The sequence below is a fragment of the Algoriphagus jejuensis genome, assembly GCF_039523455.1.
GTDB lineage: Bacteria > Bacteroidota > Bacteroidia > Cytophagales > Cyclobacteriaceae > Algoriphagus > Algoriphagus jejuensis.
The window spans coordinates 68,445-87,120 of the sequence record NZ_BAAAFI010000045.1 but is presented as its reverse complement, the minus strand read 5'-3'; the positions used below and the strand labels follow the sequence as shown (position 1 = coordinate 87,120).

At 50.2% G+C, this 18,676-nt stretch carries 21 protein-coding genes; 6 read left to right on the top strand and 15 right to left on the bottom strand.

From position 1 onward, the window contains the following. Positions 1–172: 172 nt before the first annotated feature. The gene (locus tag ABD031_RS18260) at positions 173–955 is read left to right on the top strand and encodes a threonine/serine exporter family protein (protein WP_343854048.1); all 783 of its coding nucleotides are present in this window, start codon (positions 173–175) and stop codon (positions 953–955) included. Then, positions 955–1,443 (top strand): threonine/serine exporter family protein, encoded by a 489-nt coding sequence (locus tag ABD031_RS18255; RefSeq protein ID WP_343854047.1) that lies wholly within the window; start codon positions 955–957, stop codon positions 1,441–1,443. Before ABD031_RS18260 ends, ABD031_RS18255 begins: the two co-directional genes overlap by 1 nt. Positions 1,444–1,476: 33 nt before the next feature. Here the strand turns inward: ABD031_RS18255 and ABD031_RS18250 are convergent, their stop codons facing one another. From ABD031_RS18250 to ABD031_RS18235, 4 genes are all read right to left on the bottom strand, one after another. After that, positions 1,477–1,851 (bottom strand): VOC family protein, encoded by a 375-nt coding sequence (locus ABD031_RS18250; protein ID WP_343854046.1) that lies wholly within the window; start codon positions 1,849–1,851, stop codon positions 1,477–1,479. A 10-nt stretch (positions 1,852–1,861) separates the two neighbouring features. Beyond that, the gene (locus ABD031_RS18245) at positions 1,862–2,827 is read right to left on the bottom strand and encodes an NAD(P)-dependent alcohol dehydrogenase (RefSeq protein ID WP_343854044.1); all 966 of its coding nucleotides are present in this window, start codon (positions 2,825–2,827) and stop codon (positions 1,862–1,864) included. A 16-nt stretch (positions 2,828–2,843) separates the two neighbouring features. Beyond that, positions 2,844–3,215: a VOC family protein gene (locus ABD031_RS18240; protein WP_343854042.1), complete on the bottom strand. Its 372-nt coding sequence runs from the start codon at positions 3,213–3,215 to the stop codon at positions 2,844–2,846. Between the two features lie 351 nt (positions 3,216–3,566). Then, a complete protein-coding gene (locus tag ABD031_RS18235; protein ID WP_343854041.1) occupies positions 3,567–4,019 on the bottom strand; it encodes a GlcG/HbpS family heme-binding protein in 453 nt (150 codons plus the stop codon). A 136-nt stretch (positions 4,020–4,155) separates the two neighbouring features. Between ABD031_RS18235 and ABD031_RS18230 the strand changes: the two genes are divergently transcribed. Then, complete coding sequence (locus tag ABD031_RS18230; RefSeq protein ID WP_343854040.1) at positions 4,156–5,253, top strand: Gfo/Idh/MocA family protein; 1,098 nt, start codon at positions 4,156–4,158, stop codon at positions 5,251–5,253. 82 nt (positions 5,254–5,335) lie between these two features. Here the strand turns inward: ABD031_RS18230 and ABD031_RS18225 are convergent, their stop codons facing one another. The 8 genes from ABD031_RS18225 to ABD031_RS18190 all read right to left on the bottom strand — a co-directional run bounded on the left by ABD031_RS18225 (position 5,336) and on the right by ABD031_RS18190 (position 12,999). Then, positions 5,336–5,755 (bottom strand): rhodanese-like domain-containing protein, encoded by a 420-nt coding sequence (locus ABD031_RS18225; protein ID WP_343854038.1) that lies wholly within the window; start codon positions 5,753–5,755, stop codon positions 5,336–5,338. 95 nt (positions 5,756–5,850) lie between these two features. After that, positions 5,851–7,092, bottom strand: a complete 1,242-nt coding sequence (locus ABD031_RS18220) for a glutamate-5-semialdehyde dehydrogenase (protein WP_343854037.1) — start codon at positions 7,090–7,092, stop codon at positions 5,851–5,853. Then, positions 7,085–8,167 (bottom strand): glutamate 5-kinase, encoded by a 1,083-nt coding sequence (gene proB, locus ABD031_RS18215; RefSeq protein WP_343854035.1) that lies wholly within the window; start codon positions 8,165–8,167, stop codon positions 7,085–7,087. Before proB ends, ABD031_RS18220 begins: the two co-directional genes overlap by 8 nt. Positions 8,168–8,310: 143 nt before the next feature. Beyond that, complete coding sequence (locus ABD031_RS18210) at positions 8,311–9,168, bottom strand: geranylgeranylglycerol-phosphate geranylgeranyltransferase (protein WP_343854033.1); 858 nt, start codon at positions 9,166–9,168, stop codon at positions 8,311–8,313. A 146-nt stretch (positions 9,169–9,314) separates the two neighbouring features. Beyond that, a complete protein-coding gene (locus tag ABD031_RS18205) occupies positions 9,315–9,452 on the bottom strand; it encodes a hypothetical protein (protein ID WP_343854031.1) in 138 nt (45 codons plus the stop codon). Between the two features lie 138 nt (positions 9,453–9,590). Beyond that, complete coding sequence (locus ABD031_RS18200) at positions 9,591–10,541, bottom strand: carbon-nitrogen hydrolase family protein (protein ID WP_343854029.1); 951 nt, start codon at positions 10,539–10,541, stop codon at positions 9,591–9,593. A 279-nt stretch (positions 10,542–10,820) separates the two neighbouring features. Beyond that, positions 10,821–12,314, bottom strand: a complete 1,494-nt coding sequence (locus tag ABD031_RS18195; protein ID WP_343854027.1) for a Y-family DNA polymerase — start codon at positions 12,312–12,314, stop codon at positions 10,821–10,823. Beyond that, positions 12,307–12,999: an ImuA family protein gene (locus ABD031_RS18190; RefSeq protein WP_343854026.1), complete on the bottom strand. Its 693-nt coding sequence runs from the start codon at positions 12,997–12,999 to the stop codon at positions 12,307–12,309. The genes ABD031_RS18195 and ABD031_RS18190 overlap by 8 nt, the downstream gene beginning before the upstream one ends. Before the next feature lie 124 nt (positions 13,000–13,123). On the opposite strand from ABD031_RS18190, the gene ABD031_RS18185 reads away from it, so the two are divergent. Continuing rightward, positions 13,124–13,942, top strand: a complete 819-nt coding sequence (locus tag ABD031_RS18185; RefSeq protein ID WP_343854025.1) for an XRE family transcriptional regulator — start codon at positions 13,124–13,126, stop codon at positions 13,940–13,942. 20 nt (positions 13,943–13,962) lie between these two features. Here the strand turns inward: ABD031_RS18185 and ABD031_RS18180 are convergent, their stop codons facing one another. The 3 genes from ABD031_RS18180 to ABD031_RS18170 form a co-directional block, all read right to left on the bottom strand. Beyond that, positions 13,963–14,217 (bottom strand): Txe/YoeB family addiction module toxin, encoded by a 255-nt coding sequence (locus ABD031_RS18180; protein ID WP_343854023.1) that lies wholly within the window; start codon positions 14,215–14,217, stop codon positions 13,963–13,965. 10 nt (positions 14,218–14,227) lie between these two features. Then, positions 14,228–14,482 (bottom strand): type II toxin-antitoxin system Phd/YefM family antitoxin, encoded by a 255-nt coding sequence (locus tag ABD031_RS18175; RefSeq protein WP_343854022.1) that lies wholly within the window; start codon positions 14,480–14,482, stop codon positions 14,228–14,230. A gap of 61 nt (positions 14,483–14,543) precedes the next feature. After that, positions 14,544–15,722: an ATP-binding protein gene (locus ABD031_RS18170; protein ID WP_343854021.1), complete on the bottom strand. Its 1,179-nt coding sequence runs from the start codon at positions 15,720–15,722 to the stop codon at positions 14,544–14,546. A gap of 328 nt (positions 15,723–16,050) precedes the next feature. Here ABD031_RS18170 and ABD031_RS18165 point away from each other — a divergent pair, with 328 nt between their 5' ends. Continuing rightward, positions 16,051–16,932, top strand: coding sequence for an inositol oxygenase family protein (locus ABD031_RS18165; protein WP_343854019.1), 882 nt, complete (start codon positions 16,051–16,053; stop codon positions 16,930–16,932). Between the two features lie 80 nt (positions 16,933–17,012). Next, on the top strand, positions 17,013–18,584 hold the full coding sequence (locus tag ABD031_RS18160) for a solute:sodium symporter family transporter (RefSeq protein WP_343854018.1): 1,572 nt from the start codon (positions 17,013–17,015) through the stop codon (positions 18,582–18,584). The last annotated feature ends 92 nt before the right edge of the window (positions 18,585–18,676 follow it).

The window sequence follows — 18,676 nt, the reverse complement described above, 5'->3', positions numbered from 1 at the left end:
AAAAGGATATCCCTGGATTCGAAAATCTGAGGTTTCTTGTTTGAAATTAGTCCTTAGTGGAAGATCGTTTCTGCCATGGTTTCCTCCAAAACTATCTTTAATCCCTCACCTTGCCCTTTTTTCAGATTGGCAAAATCTACTATCTTAAGCAGCAAATCGCCTTTTTGATTCCATGGCCTCATCCAACAGCCCTTACGATCCCCTTTTGCTGGGCAAGCTCCTGCTCAATATGGGCATGACCATGCTGCATGCCGGTGCTCCCACGAGGAGAGTCAGCATGGTTCTCGACCGTGTGTCGACCGCCTATGGATATAGGATATACTCCGACCTTGGTACCAGACACCTGAGCGTCAGCATTCGCGACCGGGAGGGGGCGAATGCCTTTTCCGGCGGCCGCGGAAAACCGGCTCTTCCTGGGGTGAATTTCCGGGTGGTGTCCGAGGTCAGCAATCTGAGTTTGGATTTGGAGACAGTTCCAAAGCCCTTGGCGGAGGCGAAGGCAGAATTGCTCATGATCCAGAGCCTGCCGCACTATTCCCGATGGTTAATCCTCTTGGTGGTCAGTTTGGCGGGATCGGCATTTTGCTACACGTTTGGAGGAGACTACAAGGAGATGGGCAGCGCCTTTTTTGCGACTTTTTGTGGGCTGTTTCTCAAACAGGAACTGCTCAAGAAGGGCATGAACAGCTATGTAATCACTTTTCTGAGTGCCCTGCTGTCTGCCTTGGCGGTAATGCTGTGTTGGCAGGTGGGTTTGCTGGAGGAAATGGGGCAGGCCTTTGCCACAAGTGTTTTGTATTTGATTCCAGGTGTGCCCCTGATCATCGCATTCGTGGATCTGCTGGATGGCTATATCCTGAACGGAATCGACCGGGGAGTCAATTCCCTGATTCATGCTTTTGCCATCGCAGCGGGGCTAGCAACTGTTTTGTACGTCTTTAACATTCCTTTTTGATGGAGCTGCTGGAAGTTGTTTTCAAGGGGCTGTGGTGTAGCCTTGCGGGATTTGGTTTTGGAATTCTTTTCAACACTCCCAAAAGAAGTTTGTGGATGATCCTGCTGGTGGGCTTTTTGGGAGGCTTGGTCAAGTTTGGGCTGATGCTTCCAGAGATAGGAGCAAGGGTGGTGTTGGCGACTTTTGTGGCAGCCTTGGTCGTCGGATTTACCGGTGTGTTTCTGGGCAACCGACAAAAGCTGATCCCGATGATGATCACCATTCCTTCGGTGATTCCGCTGGTTCCCGGAGCTTTTGCCTATCGGGCCATGTTGGGACTGATGTCTCTGGCCACCCAGCCTGACACGAACTACGGGCAGATCGTCAACCAAGCGATCTACAACGGCGTGATGACGCTGTTTGTCCTCCTGGCAATTACGCTCGGGGTGTCAGTTCCCCTGGTGATTTTCCGTTTGGAGTTTTCGGAGAAAATGAAAAAGCGACCCTGATTCAAAGCCGATCGCAGTAATTTCCCGCAATATCTATCCACGTGCTATCTCCTCGCCAAAAGCGATCCGATGCCCGTCTGGAGTCCGAAGTGTAAATTCCCGCTGGCCCCAGGGTCTATCCTGGACTGGGCTGAGAAACTCCACACCTTTGGCTTGATATTCTTCGAAAAGCGTGTCGATATGCTTGACCTCAAAGTAGCCAAAATAGGAATGGTCACCAGTATCGCCCGCAGGAACTTCATCTGCACACTCGCCGAGCATCAACGTAATTTCGTCTCGCACCAGAAAATGCCAAAAGTCATCCGACCAGAGCGTTTCAAATCCAAGCAGCGTTTTATAGTAGTCAGCTGAGGTTTTGAGATTCTTCACTGCCAACACGTGTCGGCTTCCTGTCAGCTTGGGTCTCACGGGATTCGGTTTAGGTTTTTGAAAGGTCGAGGATCACGTTTCCGATTTTTTGTCCGGAGGCGACGTAGGCGTACGTCTCAGCGATCTGGCTTAGCTTGACGGTACGGTCAACCAGCGGATTGAACTTCCCTTCCAAAAGTAATTGCTCCATCTGCCGGAGGCTTTGTTGGACATCCAATGGTATCGGGAATTTGACTTTCTGTTTACCCCAGAAAAGGCTTTTCAACGCCAGCAGTGGGTTTTCCCAATTTGGTCCCAACTCCGAGGAGGTATAGGTGCCCCTTTCTGTTAACAGTGGTTTGCAGATCCTGAAGCGGCTTTTTCCCACCGCATCAAAGACTGCCTTGAAACGCTTTTCAACCCGGGTGAAGTTCTCCTTATTCGCATCAATTACCTGATCAGCCCCGAGTGCCAATACCTTGTCCACATGGCCGAGGGAGACGGCAGTTACGTGGATTTGCATAGTTTTGAGCAGTTGGATAGTTGCCGAACCAATCGCACCGGTGCCCCCTATGACCAGCACTTCGTCGCCGGGCTGCAGGGCCATCTTGTTGATAAAATTTATCGCATAATGAGCGGCTTCGATGGAAGCAGCAGCGATGAATGGATCTATATTTTTGGAAAGTTTCCGAAGGTTGGAAAAAGCCGAGGTACAAAAATATTCCGCTTGGCTCCCGCAGCCATTGTCGATGAAGCCCCAGACGCGGTCTCCCATCTGAAAATCATTCACTTGGGGGCCTACGCCTACTATTTCTCCCACGAAGTCGGTCCCAGTCACGGGGTTTTTGGGTTTCGGCATACCCACGAAAAGCTTCATGATAGCCGGACTTCCAGTCACCACTGCGACATCGGTTCGATTGATGGTGGTAGCGATGACCTTGATCAATATCTCCTTCGGGGAAGGAGTAGGCTGGGGGATATTTTCGACTCGGACAGTGTCGACAGAGCCATAGTGGTAGCGAACGGCAGCTTCCATAGGTTTTTAGAGTTGGTTAGCGATGCTGGTCGATTAGGATCGTGTTGCCGTCCGGATCAAAAAACACAATGCTTGCGGGTCCGCTGCTTGCAGCGTCCGCCTCCTGAGCTAGGCTGATTCCTTTTTCTTTTAGATGTTTTTGGATACTCCGGACGTCATCAAAAGTGTCGAGATTTTTTGCGTCTTGATCCCAGCCGGGATTGAAAGTCAGGATGTTTTTCTCAAACATTTCATGAAAAAGTCCGATCAGGGAATCTTCATTTTTCATGATCAGGTAGTTCATTTCATCGCTTCCCGCAAAGACAGAGAAGCCAAGATGTTCATAAAATTCTTTGGAGGCTTGAAGGTTTTTGACCGAAAGACTGATTGAAAAAGCACCGAGTTTCATGGGTTTTAGAGTTTAAGGTTTAGCTAAAGCTAGGAAAATAGGGACACAAAATTCGGCGCTGGGAGAAGTGATTTTGAAAAGAAAGCGGGTTTTATCTGCTCATGGGCACTTTTTTGGCAATAATACAGGCGGCCCTATTTCACTGGAGAAGGTTTTTGTATCTCGATCAGTTCCTGTGGATTGAGAGTGAAAAATCCTGCCAGGAAACCGCGAAGGGCGTTCTTGGCAGGACTTTGATGTAGTTTTGAGCATGGAGTTTTACTACATCCACCATTACAGCTAGTTCATCTGAAACTGTCGATAGATTTCCTTCAATTCCTATAGTTTCGAAGAATTGGGAATTAGCTGAGCCTAGTAGCCCTTTACCCCGGCATCAGCAATGATCCCATCTTGGGCTGAGGTAACTCCAGATACACCGATGGCTCCCACGATGATCCCGTCCTTGAGGAGAGGTAAGCCACCTTCGACCGCAATTGCGTTGGGAAGTGTCGCGATTCTGCCTCCGCCTTCGGCTTTCATACCATCTTCAAAGACCTTGGTGGATCGTTTGAAGAATACTGCTGTTTTGGCTTTTGCTTGGGCGACGTCGATTGAGCCGACTTGTACCCCATCCATACGCTTGAGGGAGATCAGATTGCCGCCGTCATCCATGATCACAATCACTACATTCCAGCCCTCCGCCTTGGCTTTTACCTCGGCTGCCGCGGTGATTCGTTCGGCATCGGCAAGGGTGAGGTAAGGCTTGGTTTGGGCAAAAGAAAACACCGGCAAGGCCATGAGAAATAGAAAGAGTAGCTTTTTCATCGTTGAAGCGAGTTTATTGAATCGTATTCTCAAGGTACTATTTTTTGATAGCGGAATGGAATAGGCTATCTTGATTTTCAAAAAATACAATAATTCTAAAACCTATTGACAAACTCCCATTAACCTATCGAAAATTATGACTACAAGACGCGAATCTCTCAAAACCCTCGGGCTGGCGGCTGGATTAGGCTTGACTTCACCCTTCACTTTTTTGGCCACTGCCAATCCAGTCAAAAAAGAAAAATTAGGCATCGCCCTCGTGGGACTCGGATATTACAGCACGGATCTCCTTGCTCCGGCCCTGCAGCTCACCAAAAACTGCTACCTGGCTGGTATCGTGACTGGAACTCCCTCCAAAGCCGAGACTTGGAAGGCCAAGTACAACATCCCAGAAAAGAATATCTACAACTACGAAAACTTTGACTCGATCAAGGACAATCCCGATATCGACGTGGTCTATGTGGTCCTGCCTCCCTCGATGCACCGGGAGTACGTGGAGCGGGCGGCAGCCGCCAAAAAGCAGGTCTGGTGCGAAAAACCCATGGCCGTGACGGCTGCAGACTGCCAAGCGATGATCGATGCCTGCAAGAAAAATGACGTGAGCCTCGCCATCGGCTACCGCTGCCAGCATGAACCCAACACCAAAGCTTACAATGAGATCGTGAAAAGTGGCAAGCTGGGCAAAGTGACCTCTCTTGACTGTGCGGCTGGATATCGCGAAGGCCGTACCGACCATTGGAAGCAGAAAAAAGAGATGGGTGGCGGTGTGATCTACGACATGGGCGTCTATTCTATCCAAGGGGCGAGGCTCGGCAGCGCGATGGAACCCGTGGCGGTGAAGTCGGCCAAGGTTTGGACCGAGCGGCCGGAGATCTACAAAGATGGCTTGGGTGAAATCGTGGAGGCAGAGCTGGAATTTCCGGGAGGAGTCATTGGCAAGATCAAGACTTCCTTTGCCGAGAATGTGAACTATCTTAACATCGTCTGCGAAAAAGGAACGATAGAAATGGCGCCCTTTTCGGCTTATGCCGGAAACAAGGGGAAAAGCACCCTAGGTGAGATCAACTTCCCTTTTCAGCAACCCATGGAGCAGGTCTATCAGATGGACGACGATGCGATGAGCATCATGAATGGAAAACCGATGTCAGTGCCGGGAGAAGAAGGAAAACGCGATATCCGCATCGTCGAGGCAATCCTTGAAAGTGCAGCGACGGGGAAGCGGGTGAAGGTCTAGTAGCAAAATGCGAGCAGCAGGAGCGAGAAAGTCCTTTGAGGTTGTGAAACCCCAAGGGACTTTTTTTGTGCTCGATCTGGGTTTATTCTTGAACCAGTGGCAGGCCACTCTGTGTCCATGCCTGGGTTCCTCCGCTCAAGTGGTACACTTGCGAAAAACCATCCTGAATCAAGAGCTCCGCTGCGGATTTACTTCTGGCACCGACAGCACAATAGACAAAGATCGCCTTGTCCTTGGGCAGGTTGGCGATTTGGGATGCAAAGTCGGCTTGGCGAAAGTCCATTTCAAGCGCGCCTTCGATCTTTCCGGAGGCGATCTCCTCTGGAGTCCTGACATCGAGGATGATGCCTTCTCCGCTCATTTCCTGGAATTTGGCAGGGTCTAAGTTGATCGGCGATGCCGCTTCCCCAAGGGTTTCGGTACTTTCTGCTTCAGTTTGTTTGCCGGCGCAAGAACTGAAAACGGTGAGCGCAACAATCGATAGGATAAGGAGATTTTTCATGGTGAATACTTTTTCAAAGCTAAGAGAAAGAAAGTCATAGATCGCGGAAATCGAAACGGAATCAAACTCGACTTTAGTCCTGAGACTTTTTTGTGTCAATTCCTGATTTGCCCTTCTCCGCGAATTACCCATTTATAGCTTGTCAGTTCCTTGAGTGCCATCGGGCCGCGGGCGTGGAGCTTTTGGGTGCTGATGCCGATCTCGGCACCAAGGCCAAACTGATTTCCATCGGTAAAAGCAGTCGAAGCGTTGGCATAAACTGCCGCTGCATCGACTTCCTGCAGGAATCGATCGATGTTCGATTGATTCTCGGAGACGATCGCCTCCGAATGCTTGGAAGAATAGGTTGCGATGTGATCCAGTGCTTCGGCCAGATTTTTCACGGTTTTGATGGACATTTTTAGGCTAAGGAATTCAGTTCCAAAGTGGCTTTCGTCTGCTTTTTGGATCAGCTCATGCCGTTGGAGATGTGCGAAGGATTTTTCATCCGCATAGATCTTCACATTGTCTAGCATCAGAGGAAGCACCAGTTCACTCAGGTCTTCAAGCAGTTCCTCGTGAATGATCAGGCAATCCAGCGAATTGCAGACGCTGGGGCGGCGGGTTTTGGAATTGTGGATGATAGTCTTAGCTTTTTTCAGATCAGCGCTTTCATCCACGTAGGTATGGACGATCCCCGCTCCGGTCTCGATCACAGGCACTTTTGCATTTTCCCTTACGAAATTGATCAAACCCTGCGAGCCTCTTGGAATGATCACATCCACGAAACCCACGGCTTCGAGCAATGCTTTGGTAGCGGCACGCTCTGGAGGAAGCAGCTGGAAAGCAGCGACCGGCATACTATGTTTTGCCAGAACTTGATGGATGAGTTTCAGGATTGCCCGATTGGAAAAGTCCGCATCGGAGCCCCCCTTCAGCACCAATCCGTTGCCCGACTTAAGTGCCAGCGTGAAGACGTCAAACGTAACGTTGGGACGGGCTTCGTAGATGACGCCAATAATTCCGAGCGGTACGCTGATCTTGCTGAGCTGCAATCCGTTTTCGAGTGTATTTTCCTCCAATTTGATTCCCAAAGGTGTAGGGAGTCGATTGACCTGTTTGATTTCGGCGGCGATTCCCAGTATACGTGCTTCGGTCAGCTGCAATCGGTCAAACATCGGATTGCTTGGTTCCATCCGATCGAGGTCTTTTTTATTTTCCTCCAAAAGAAATGGGATTTTCTCCACTGCAAGCTCAGCGAGCGCTAGCAGCACTGCTTCGGTTTTGTCTGTGGACACGCCAATCAGCAGGCGACTTGCTTTTCTTACTTCCTGAAAAATATGCTGGTACTCATTCATGGTCAAATAGGTAAAGGTAATCGTAGTGTACGAGCGGCTTTTGGTTTTTGAGGCCGATCAGTTCCTGAGCGATCTTGGAAGCATATTCGGCTCTTCCTAAGCCGATTTTGTTTTGTTCCGTATCGCGGATCAGCAAGATATCACCTTTTGAAAATTCTCCAGTGATCGCGGTGATGCCGATAGGTAGGAGGCTGCGAATCACGGTCGAAGTCAGGGATTCTCTTGCGCCCTGATTGATGGTGATTTCTCCCTTATAGTAGTGCGCGCCGTGGGCGAGCCATTTGATTGCTGCGTGTTTTGACTTATTGGGTTCAAACCAGGTGCAGCGGAGGCTTTTGTTTTGGAATTCGGTTAAGACTCCGTCCCGTTTTCCGTTGGCAATAAAGACCTGGATACCCAAGCTAGCCGATTTTTTTGCCATGGCATACTTTGTCAGCATGCCACCCCGCCCAAAGGAGGACTTCGTCGCCGAAATGTAATTGGACACCTCCGGCATGGAAGAGGCTACTTTTTCGATCAGTTGGGAGTTGGGGTCTGTTGGGTTTCCAGTAAAAATCCCGTCTACATTGGTCAGGAGTAGAAGTGTATCGGCGTTGATCATGGCGGCCGTCAAGCCGGCAAGTTCGTCGTTGTCGGTAAACATCAGCTCGGTGATCGTGACGGTGTCGTTTTCATTGATAATAGGCAAAATCCCCTGCTGCAAAAGAGCCTCTATGCAGTTTTTCATGTTGAGGTAATGCTTTCGATCGCGAAAGTCTTCCTTGGTTACCAAGATCTGGGCGATAGGCTGATTGAGCTTTGCAAATAGTTCTTGGTATTGGTTGATAAGGCGAATCTGTCCCGTGGAGGCCCAAATTTGTTTTTTGAAGACTGGATTGAGGCCTCCGGGCAGTGGGATCGATTGGCGTCCAAAAGCTACCGCTCCAGAGCTCACGAGCACTACTTTTTTTCCGGACGAGATGAGCTTTTGGATTTGGGATACCAAATGCTCCATTCGATCCAAGTCGGGCAACCCGTTCGACTGGGTAAGGACATTGGAACCAATTTTTACTACCAGGGTCTTAGAATCAAGCATTGTTGAAAAATTTGCATGAAAGTAAGTGATTCGGTAGGGAATTGCTAAGCAGACAAGGTGATTTGAAAATTGAAAAATTTCGAAATTGGCTTTGATGTCGGCTGTCCGAAGACCGATGTTGATTGCTTGATACTTTGTGCTATTTATAAAAACGCCATGCTCAGCGTCCCGACCAGCATCAGGATCTTGGCGATTGCACTCAGGCGGGTGAAATGTTTTTTTCGATCGGCTTGATAGATTTTCCACATAAACCAGCCAAAAGCAAGGCCTAAAATCCCAAAATAAATAAATACAATAGGGCTGTTGATCTTGAAGATTACAATCAAGATGGAGCAGACCAGTCCCAGTGCAATCAAGAAAATGACTTGCTTGGTTTTGCGAAAACCGATAACGATGGGCAGGGTGCGGCAGCCATGTTTCCGGTCTCCCGGGCGATCCTCGATGTCTTTGATGATCTCTCTGATCAGGTTTAGGAAGAAGGCGAAGATGGCATAAGTCATCACGAGTAGTTCCGACTTTTGGTAGTAGAAGGCGACAAGGTAGATCGAAAGTCCGGTCAGAAAAGCTACGGTAAGGTTACCGACAAAGGGCTCACGCTTTAGCCGATTGCTGTAGAGCCAGAGCAGGAAGCATGCAAGAAAATCCAAAGCGGCGATCCTCGGTGCGACCAGCCACCCAAGTCCAATCGCGGTGAAATTGAATAGGGAATGGAGGAAGATCACCACTCTGCGTTTGATTCCTTTGCCGACCACGACTTCTGCCGGGCGGTTGACATAGTCGATTTTGACGTCGTAGTAGTCGTTGATCATGTATCCGGCTGCGGTGATGATCACTGTAGAAAGTACAAGTAGGTACAGCCGGTAGTCCTCTAGAACGGGGAGCCCATCGGCGGTGGTGCGGACCAGGAAGTGGGCGGCCATGATTTGAGCAAAGGCAACCATCAGTAGGTTGATCGGTCTGCTGATCCGGAAAAGTCCGTGAAGAGACAAAGTTCGCTGCATAGGTTTGGCTTCAACTTCTAAAATTAGCGGAAAACTCTAATTGAAAAGAGGGAGGCTAAATCTAGTTGAGAAAATTGTGTGCTGATTATTAGAGCGGAGGTGGAGTGATTTCAAGTGACTTTGATGGCGGATCGAGATTTTAGATCTTAATTACCGCCATACATGCCAAGCATGGACTCGTTACATGGATCTTTGAACTCATCTAAGGTAACTTCAAATCTGCTGAAAGATGGATTTTCGCTTTTCAGCTTCCCAACTTCGGTGATGTTTTTTTTTTGGGTCATAAGTCGTATAGAAGTCTTTTTGACGGGAAAAACAATTTTTGAGATGGGATTGAAATTGGTGTTTGCTGCGGGGAAAGTAAGATGAGATTGCAAATCTCGTCCATAGGCCCCTGGGTTTATAGAAGTTCAGTCGTTACATCAATACCTCACCGAACTCTGTCTCTCCCGATTCACTCTCAGTTCCAACACGTCCGGTCTTGAATAATGGCCAACAGGGTCGAAGTTTTGTCGCTCTTCCAGCACGCGGTTGAAGTCCAGGGTTTGATATAAAAGGCCTTCTTTGTTTGCCACAGGTTCGAGAATCCACTTTCCGTCAGGCCCGGCGATGCAGCTGCCTCCATCGGCTAGGACATCGGGGCAGTTTTCCAAGATATAGTCGAGATGAGGCGTGTCGGCTGGGAAGTCGGATCTGCGCATCAGACTGGAAACCGAAATCACGAAGGAACGGGCTTCCTGTGCAATCATCCGGGTGATGTTTTCAGTGTTTCTCACTGCTCCTGGCCAGACGGCGACGTGGAGATTTTCACCCAAGCCATACAGTGCAGTTCTTGCTAATGGCATCCAGTTTTCCCAGCAGTTCAGTCCTCCGAGGGTAAATCCCTTAAGTGGGTGAACCTGCAGGCCATTTCCGTCTCCAGGAGCCCAAGTTAGCCGCTCCTCGTAGGTAGGTTGAAGCTTGCGATGGACAGAGCGGATTTCGCCCATTTGATCGATATAGACGAGCGTACAATAAAGGCTATGACCACCGCGGTCTGCTGGTCGCTCGATAATGCCGAGGTAGGTGGCGATTTGATGTTTTTTGGCCAGCTTCTGGATGTCAGCCAAGTCGCCTTTCTCGATTTGGACGGCGTGGCGGGCGTAGTGGGCGTGAATTTCCTTTTGAACCAGGTTATCCCAAGCCGTGCTGTTGGTGATGGACAGCCACCAAGGGTAGCCGGGAACCAAGCCTTCTCCGAATACGATCAATTCGGCGGACTTCTCAGCTGCTTCAACTATGGATGCTTTGACTTTCTCCAAGGTAGCGGATTTGTCTAGCCAGACGGGAGCAATCTGGGCGAGGGCGACTTTTAGCAAAGAGTTTGAAGGCATAGTGATAAAGATAGGCGAAAAACGAAAAAAGATAAGTGGGATGCAGGAGGGTTTGAAAGTGATTTTAAAGGTTGAAAGCGTGGTGGCAAATCCTAACTCGTTTGGATGTCAACTAATGACTGAAGAATAATTTGGCCTCTTTGTGCCTTATTTGTGTCGTTAAGTTATAGTTAACCGGAAAACTATAGTATGATGTAATAGAGATGATACATACCCCTTACGATCTGTTCACTGAAGGTTTCAAACAAGACATAAGTTTCCAAAATCTAATCTTTCGTTTTAAGCGAAGAAACCATGCAGAAACCATTCCGGGTCGCCTCTTCCGTAAATGCCCAACCGGAATAGCCAGTACCGTTTTCCACTTTCATCCTCGATCACATAGTAATCCCGCGGCGGGCCGGACTGGAGCCACCATTCCTGCTCGATGCGCTCGGGGCCGTCGGCCTTTGCCACGCGCAGGATTTCCCCGCGATAGCGAAAATGCAAAGGCGGGTAATCCGGCAGGGGAACCATCACGTCGATCCGCTCCGGAGAGGAAAGAAGATGCAGCGGACGAGGCCGATGGGTGTTCCATTCCGTGTTGGGCTTGTCCTCCAGGGAATGCGCCTCCCGGATGGAATGCTCCGGCCAGTGCTGCTCTTGGGGCAGATAGCGATGGATGGTTTGGCTCCCCATCTTGCCGGCCATCTTGTCCAGAAGTTCTGCCAATGCGGTGACGTCGTCCCCGGCGCTGTGCCAGAGCGACTCCTGGGTTTCGCTGATCTTCTCCACGAGCAGGGCTTCCAACTCGAAAAGCTCGATGCCCAGATCTGGTTCGATAGTCGGGACTTTGAGCTCAAAGAGGCGGAAAAGATGCTCAGGATGGTGCGAAGGCATGTGGGTGCCGATGGAGATTTCCTCGACCTTTCCATCCATGCGATGTCCCCGAAAGATGCCTTTCCGCATGCCTTTTTTTTCTTTCGAGAGCTTTTGACAAATGGTCTTCAGCAGTTCTTCCAACGCGATCTTGATCCCGGGCGCAGTCCGAATCGGCTCAAGACAGGGAAGGCGCTCCAAGTAGGGCTCCTTGGGAAGGATTGGCTCCAGTGACTCATGTGCGCTGCCCAAAGCCTGTCCCAGACGATGGACTGTGGCTTCGCCAAAGCGCCTGCGGAGCGTGGGGGTAGGGATGTCGATGAATTGGCCGATTTGGCTAAAGCCCAGCTTATCCATTCGATCCAAGGTTTGGGGATCGAGGCGCAGCGAAGTGGGAGGGAGAGAAAGGAGGGCTTCCCGTTGCTTGTCAGGCGCGATGATGTGTTGCTGGCCGTATCTCGCCATTGCCCAGGCGGAAGCGATGGTGTCGGATATCGCCGCCTTGCTGTGGTAGCCTTTTGCCTTCAGCGTAGAGGTCAGACTTTCCAGATAGGATTTTTCCCCACCCCAGAGATGTGGGCAGCCCGAGATCTCCAGGACTAGCCCGTCGGGAGGATCGACTGCCACTACAGGTGTGTAGCAAAGACACCAGTCCGCGAGGCCCTGGAGCAGTTTTGCTCCCCGGCCGACTTGGTCGGGCAAGACCAAAAGCTCAGGCTGCAAAGCCCGTGCGTCAGCGACAGCCATTCCTGGACGTATCCCCAGCGAAACCGCCGGGAGACTGGAGGCTTGGATGGTCATCCTGCCCCGCTGTGGAGCGGCAAAGACAAAGGCCTGATCCCGAAGCGCAGGCTGCCGGATCACCTGCCGGTCGGTGAGCAGGTAGGGGAACCAAAGGGAAAGGAAGCGCCTAGGCATAGTGTTGGTCTCTTGAAAGGTGGATTTGCTTGCGGGATTCTCGGGGAGTCAGCGGCTGGAATCGACCGCCTTTCCATTCCATTTTCCATTCGCCCGGTCTGCCGTTCCGTACTTTGAGCAGGGTGACTTTCCAAGTGGGAAAACCCACTCCGGGCATTCCGTCCGGCAAGTCGCTACCGAGTGAGACGATCTTCCAACGTGTCGTACAGGCTAAGGCATGTTGGTGTTTGGGATTGTGTCGATGGAGGAGTCCGGTTACTTTGCTTTGCTCTACAGCCAGTTGCAGGCGCTGGGATTCGGTGAAACTGAGCTCCTGCAGCTCGCCGACCACGGCGGAAAGCGTGCTGCATTTGAGTCCCAGTTCCATGGCCCAGAGCACGTCTTTTTCTCTTTTGAGATCAATGAAGATGACCCGGTCAGGCGCTATCCCGAAGCGTTTCAAGCCCGGAGGGAAAACACTGCGCCGGTTGCTCACCCAGAGGCAAAAGCCTCCTTTGCGCACCAAAGAGGCCAGCAAGCCTGAGATAAATCCATTGGTGGAGGCGGCATCCGCCGGGTGGAGACTGACAAATTCGTGGACAGTGCCTAGGGGAAAGCCGCCGCCGGGAAACGAGGACTCGATGGGGCCAAGGCCCAAGGATGAGGTAGGGAGCTGGGTCGAAGCACTGAAGCCTTCCAGTTCCATGATTTTCGCCCTGAGTTGGCGTATTGCCTCATTTTTATCCCCTGATGTTTTCATCCTATCTCTCCCTTACTTATATTTGACACTAATCATGTCAAAACATTGACTCTAATACTATCAAAAAGCAATGGCAAAGTCAACCAATTTCTTTGCGGAAAACCTGAGGTTCCTCCGAGAGCGACGCAAGATGACACAGCAGGAATTGGCCGATAGGCTGGAGGCGACCCGGTCCAAGGTCAATGCGCTGGAGTCCGGGCAGACCAAGTCGCCGGCGATGGATGATCTCATGGCGGTGTCGGAGCTCTTTGGGATCAGCATAGACAGCCTCATTAGGGTAAAATTATCTAAGCTGGGAGAGCTGAAGCTGCGAGACTTGGAGGCGGGAAATGATGTCTATATCCGTGGTGGCAACCTGCGTGTGCTGGCTATCAGTGTGGATCGTGACAATAACGAGAATGTGGAGTATGTGCCAGTCAAGGCGAAGGCAGGCTATCGCACCGGCTACAATGACCCGGAGTTTATCGCCACGTTGCCCAAGTACTCCCTGCCCAATCTGCCGGGAGGTGGGACGTTTCGGATTTTTCCCACCACGGGCGATTCCATGGAGCCTATTCCCGAGGGGAGCGACGTGATTGCGCAGTTTGTTGCGGACTGGACAGCGCTCAAGCCGGGCACGCCTTGCATCGTGATCTTGAGGGAAAGTCAGGATTTTGTCTTCAAGCTGGTGACCTTGGGGCAGGAAGGGAAGGTCTTGCTGAAATCGCTCAACCCGCTTTTTGAGCCATACGCTGTGCCCGTGGAAGAAGTGCTGGAGATTTGGGCTTTGTATGCCTATACCAGTCGGGAGATACCCGAGCAGGAAGGCGATATGCGGCAGCTGATGCGGATGATGGCCAAGATGCAGACGGAGATTGGTGAGCTGCGCAGGGTATCCGGAGTTGGATAAGGGTGGAGAAAAGGAGGTTTTTAGTAGTGGTGCCTGCACTGGGCGATCTCCAAGGCTCCGTCTTTCACTCGATATACCAGCCTATGTTTTCGATCAATTCTTCGAGACCGCCAGCCAGACAGTTCGTTTTTCAGCGGTTCAGGCTTTCCCGTTCCTTGAAATGGAGTACGTCGACATTCTTTGATCAGTGTGTTGATCTTTTTGAGAAACTTCACGTCTGTCTCAATCCAATACTGGTAATCCTCCCATCCTGTGGATAAAAAAATAATATACATGGCAGGAGGCTCAGAGTTCGATAAGGTCTCTTTTCACGCCAAGACCTCTGTTTGCTTCGTCAATTGCCCGAAGTAGCCTCTCCGCATTTTTCGGGCTACTCATCAGATAATAAGTTTCCTGCAGGCCTTCGTAGTCAGACTTGGAGAGGACGACCACGTCTTCTCCGTTGGCACGGGTGACGTAGAGTGGCTGCTGGTCGTTGACGACATTGTCCAGGTAGGACTTCATGTTTTCGCGGAATTTGGAGTAGGTCGTGACTTCCATGGTTTTCGGGGTTTTGACAAATATAACAACTTGTACGGGATGCTGTACAAGTTGTTTTTTATTAAGAAATCATGTTCATGAATTCGACCAGACCCACGACTTCAAGGTCTCCTCTCATCGGAAATCGGTCTGAACCGGAGTAGACAATAAACTTCTTGGTGGCACTGATGTCTTCAGAGGCTCGATGAAAGCCTGAACTGATCGTAGGGGCGCTGGACTTTTTGATCTCTACCGCCCATACTTCTTTCCCAGATTCCAGGACAAGGTCGATCTCCGCCTGGTTGCTTGAGCGATAGTAGCTGGCTGTCCAGTCTGGCGACAAATGGTTCAGGATATTTTCCATCACAAAGCCTTCCCAGCTCGCGCCCACGGCGGGATGGCCCATTAGCTGCTCGAAGGAAGAGATATTCAACAAGCTATGAAGCAGCCCGGAATCCCGGAGATACACTTTTGGAGTTTTTACCAGCCTTTTTTTGGTGTTGCCAGACCAAGGCTGCAGCTGCCTGACCATGAGGAAGTCCTGAAGAATATCCAGATAAGTGCGGGCAGTGGTGTGGCTGACCTCGAGGCTTTTTGCGATCTCTGTCAGGACGGCCTGCTGCCCATGGTAGTGGGCGAGCATAGACCAAAACCGCTTCATCCTCGTGGCTGGCACCTGGGGACCAAAGAGCGGGATGTCCTTTTCGACATAGGTGGCGATAAAGTCCCGTCTCCAATCCTGGGTTTCAGCTTCCGAATCGGCCAAGTAGCTGTCGGGAAAGCCTCCGCGAAACCATAGTTTGTCCACCTTAAAGCCCAAGGGGTCTTCATGATGGAGCTCGAGGGCCGAAAAGGGATGGAGTTCCAGGTAGCGAATGCGTCCAGCCAGACTTTCAGAGGATTGCTGGAGCAGTTCCTTGGAGGCAGAGCCCAACAGAAGAAAATGCCCTGCTCGTTCTCCGGCTCTCTTGCGAAGGTCGACCAAAGCCCGGATCACCGGAAAAAGAGCTGGCTTTCGCTGCACTTCGTCGATGACCAAGAGTTGGTGTTCAAAACGCCTCAAATAGGCTTCCGCATCGTCCAGTTTTGCCAAGTCGGAATCCAGCTCCAAATCCAGGTAATGGATGGGCTTGTCTACGGCAGGCTTTGCCAGTTCGAGGGCCAAGGTCGTTTTTCCGACCTGTCGGGGCCCGAGAATGACTGTCACCGGCATGGTCTTCAGACCTTGGATGAGTTTTTCTTCAAGTATTCTCTGGATCATCAGCTTACTCTTTGACTTTCAAATTACATAAAAATAGATGAAAAAGTATGCAATTTGAAAGTTTGACTTTCAAATTGCATAAAAATGGATAAAAAAGTATGTAATCTGAAAGTATGAGTGAGTGTTTCGTGTTCACTGTGCTGGAAGAGTGCCTATCCGAAGCCACGATTTGTTTGTGTACCAAGGGCTTGCAGGCAATCGCTTTTTGTTTCTATATTCCCAGACAATCAATAAACCTATGGAATCGAGCGTGATGTAAGCTTCGTAATCGAATGTTTACAGTCCATGCGAGATTCCAAATAGCCATTAAAAAACAATTCATATTCATATGAAAACTCAGCTCTCAGAATCTGAAATAGCTCCCCTCCAATCCATCGAGGATTGGGAAGATGATCTTTTGACCCGCTATCCTGAGCCCAAGGATAAGCAGGCCAAAGCCAAGGATGACTACCGAAACTACCATGACTCCGAGCGAGTGGATACCGTGCGGGAGTTTTACAAGCTCAACCATACCTATCAGACGTATGACTTTGTGCGGGAAAAGGAAAGCGAGTTTCTGAAGTTCGAGAAGAAGGAGATGCCTTTTTGGGATGCGGTGAATTTCCTCAACACCCTGATTGACGACTCAGATCCGGATACTAATTTGGATCAGCTCCAGCATTTGCTTCAAACTTCCGAGGCGATCCGTGCGGACGGTCATCCGGATTGGTTTGTGCTGACCGGATTTATCCATGATTTGGGAAAAGTGCTTTGCCTCTTTGGCGAACCGCAATGGGCGGTTGTCGGGGATACTTTTCCGGTAGGTTGCCAGCATTCGGATCGGATCGTTTATCCGGAATTTTTTGACCAAAATCCAGATTCCAAAGACGAACGCTACAATACAAAGTATGGTGTGTACTCTCATCAATGTGGGCTGAATCAGGTGAAGATGTCTTGGGGACACGACGAATACCTGTATCAGATGGTGAAGGATTATATGCCCGAACCGGCGCTTTACATGATCCGCTACCACTCGTTCTATGCCCAGCATCGGGAAAATGCCTACGATCACCTCCTCAGTGACCACGATCGGGAGATGTTTAAGTGGGTGGATAAGTTCAATCCCTATGACCTATATTCCAAGGTGCCTGTGCCGCCGGATTCCAAAGCACTGAGGCCTTACTATGAAGACTTGGTCGCCAAATATTTGCCGGCAACGCTGAAATTTTAAAAGAAGCCGCTAATCGAAAGGGGATAGTCAATGTCCCCTTTTTTTGATATCTCCACTTTTTCCAACCCAAAATAACCTTCATGCTCACCGTCATTTCCTTTGTAGGATTCACGCTTTTTGTTGCTGTTTTTTCTTGGTACAAGTTGAGAAAAGAGAATCTCAGGTCAAAAGACGGGTACTTCCTGGGAGGCAGAAGTTTGACGGGTGGAGTGATCGCTGGGTCCATGCTCCTGACCAATATCTCCACGGAGCATTTGATCGGGATGAATGGTTCGGCCTACAAAAACGGCATGATCATCATCGCCTGGGAAGTGACCTCGGCGATTGCCTTGGTAATCGCAGCGCTTTACTTTTTGCCGATTTATCTGCGGATGGGCTTGGCGACGATTCCCCAATACCTTGCTGTCCGCTATGACGACACGACCAAGACCATCGTCTCGCTGCTGTTGATGCTTTCCTTTGTTTTCACACTGCTGCCGATTGTCCTCTACACTGGCGCGATCAATTTGGAGAGCATCTTCAATGTCTCAGAGGTTTTCCAGATAAGTCAGACGGAAGGCATATGGCTAACAGTGATCACGATCGGTGTCATCGGATCGATCTATGCGATCTTGGGCGGGCTGAAGGCCGTGGCTTATTCCGACATGATCAATGCCATCGGACTGATGATTGGCGGCTTGTTGGTTCCGGCTTTTGCGCTTTGGGACATCGGAAACGGGAGCATGATGACCGGCTTGGGCAAAGTTTATGAAGCCGTTCCCGAAAAATTCAACGTGATAGGCACGGAGGATTCCGTCCTGCCTTTTAGTACACTTTTCACGGGTTTGATGATCAACCAGATCTATTTCTGGGGGATGAACCAGACAATCATCCAGCGGGCTTTAGGAGCAAAAAACATGGCTGAAGCCCAAAAAGGACTGCTTTATACCGGAGTCTTCAAGATCCTGATTCCCTTGATCATCGTCTTGCCAGGTGTGATCGCTTTCTATTATTATGGAGAGCAATACTATGGAGATCAGGATTTCATCTATCCGGTTTTGGTGAAAAAAGTGCTGCCGCTGAGTCTGATCGGCTTTTTTGCCGCGGTGGTTTTAGGGGCGGTCCTCAGTACGTTCAACTCTGTTCTCAACTCCGCTTCTACGATCTTCAGCTTGGATATTTACAAAAAAATCATCCAACCCAGCGCCTCGGACAGCAAGCTGGTCAAGGTTGGAAAGTTGAGTTCTCTGATCCTCGCGGTGATCGCCATCCTGATCGCACCGATGGTGGCCAATGCGCCCGAGGGCCTCTACCAACTCATGCAGCAGCTCAATGGGATATTCTTTATCCCAATCGCCTCAGTCCTGATTGCCGGATTTTTTATACCGAAAGTTTCCGCGGCCGGGGCAAAGGCCGGGCTGTTGGTAGGCTTTGTGTTCTATCTGGTCACGACTTTTTGGCTTGCCATCGACATCCACTTCATCCATATCTGGGGAATTGAATTTTTACTCAATCTCGCAGTGATGTACTTGGTGAGCCTGAAGTTTCCGGCAACAACTGCAATGGCTATTCCCCGAAGCCCGCTTAATCTACAGGAGTGGAAATACGCGAAGCCCCTTTCCCTGGCACTTTGCGTGGTGACGGTGGCGATTTATTGGTTTTTGGGGAGGTAGGAGTAGATAATTCCCGGGCCTCTCCCATCGCCTTTACTGGACAGGACTATTTTTGTAGGATTAATCCAGAGAGAATTCCTTTGACAGATGGG

Bases quoted from the DNA above. Each gene is read 5' to 3' on its own strand.
- proB (WP_343854035.1), bottom strand. From the start codon at position 8,167: ATGCTTGATTCTAAGACCCTGGTAGTAAAAATTGGTTCCAATGTCCTT.
- ABD031_RS18185 (WP_343854025.1), top strand. From the start codon at position 13,124: ATGGCAAAGTCAACCAATTTCTTTGCGGAAAACCTGAGGTTCCTCCGA.
- ABD031_RS18245 (WP_343854044.1), bottom strand. From the start codon at position 2,827: ATGGAAGCTGCCGTTCGCTACCACTATGGCTCTGTCGACACTGTCCGA.
- ABD031_RS18200 (WP_343854029.1), bottom strand. From the start codon at position 10,541: ATGCCTTCAAACTCTTTGCTAAAAGTCGCCCTCGCCCAGATTGCTCCC.
- ABD031_RS18230 (WP_343854040.1), top strand. From the start codon at position 4,156: ATGACTACAAGACGCGAATCTCTCAAAACCCTCGGGCTGGCGGCTGGA.
- ABD031_RS18205 (WP_343854031.1), bottom strand. From the start codon at position 9,452: ATGACCCAAAAAAAAAACATCACCGAAGTTGGGAAGCTGAAAAGCGAA.
- ABD031_RS18180 (WP_343854023.1), bottom strand. From the start codon at position 14,217: ATGTATATTATTTTTTTATCCACAGGATGGGAGGATTACCAGTATTGG.
- ABD031_RS18195 (WP_343854027.1), bottom strand. From the start codon at position 12,314: ATGCCTAGGCGCTTCCTTTCCCTTTGGTTCCCCTACCTGCTCACCGAC.
- ABD031_RS18210 (WP_343854033.1), bottom strand. From the start codon at position 9,168: ATGCAGCGAACTTTGTCTCTTCACGGACTTTTCCGGATCAGCAGACCG.
- ABD031_RS18165 (WP_343854019.1), top strand. From the start codon at position 16,051: ATGAAAACTCAGCTCTCAGAATCTGAAATAGCTCCCCTCCAATCCATC.
- ABD031_RS18160 (WP_343854018.1), top strand. From the start codon at position 17,013: ATGCTCACCGTCATTTCCTTTGTAGGATTCACGCTTTTTGTTGCTGTT.
- ABD031_RS18260 (WP_343854048.1), top strand. From the start codon at position 173: ATGGCCTCATCCAACAGCCCTTACGATCCCCTTTTGCTGGGCAAGCTC.
- ABD031_RS18190 (WP_343854026.1), bottom strand. From the start codon at position 12,999: ATGGAACTGGAAGGCTTCAGTGCTTCGACCCAGCTCCCTACCTCATCC.
- ABD031_RS18175 (WP_343854022.1), bottom strand. From the start codon at position 14,482: ATGGAAGTCACGACCTACTCCAAATTCCGCGAAAACATGAAGTCCTAC.
- ABD031_RS18170 (WP_343854021.1), bottom strand. From the start codon at position 15,722: ATGATCCAGAGAATACTTGAAGAAAAACTCATCCAAGGTCTGAAGACC.
- ABD031_RS18225 (WP_343854038.1), bottom strand. From the start codon at position 5,755: ATGAAAAATCTCCTTATCCTATCGATTGTTGCGCTCACCGTTTTCAGT.
- ABD031_RS18235 (WP_343854041.1), bottom strand. From the start codon at position 4,019: ATGAAAAAGCTACTCTTTCTATTTCTCATGGCCTTGCCGGTGTTTTCT.
- ABD031_RS18240 (WP_343854042.1), bottom strand. From the start codon at position 3,215: ATGAAACTCGGTGCTTTTTCAATCAGTCTTTCGGTCAAAAACCTTCAA.
- ABD031_RS18220 (WP_343854037.1), bottom strand. From the start codon at position 7,092: ATGAATGAGTACCAGCATATTTTTCAGGAAGTAAGAAAAGCAAGTCGC.
- ABD031_RS18255 (WP_343854047.1), top strand. From the start codon at position 955: ATGGAGCTGCTGGAAGTTGTTTTCAAGGGGCTGTGGTGTAGCCTTGCG.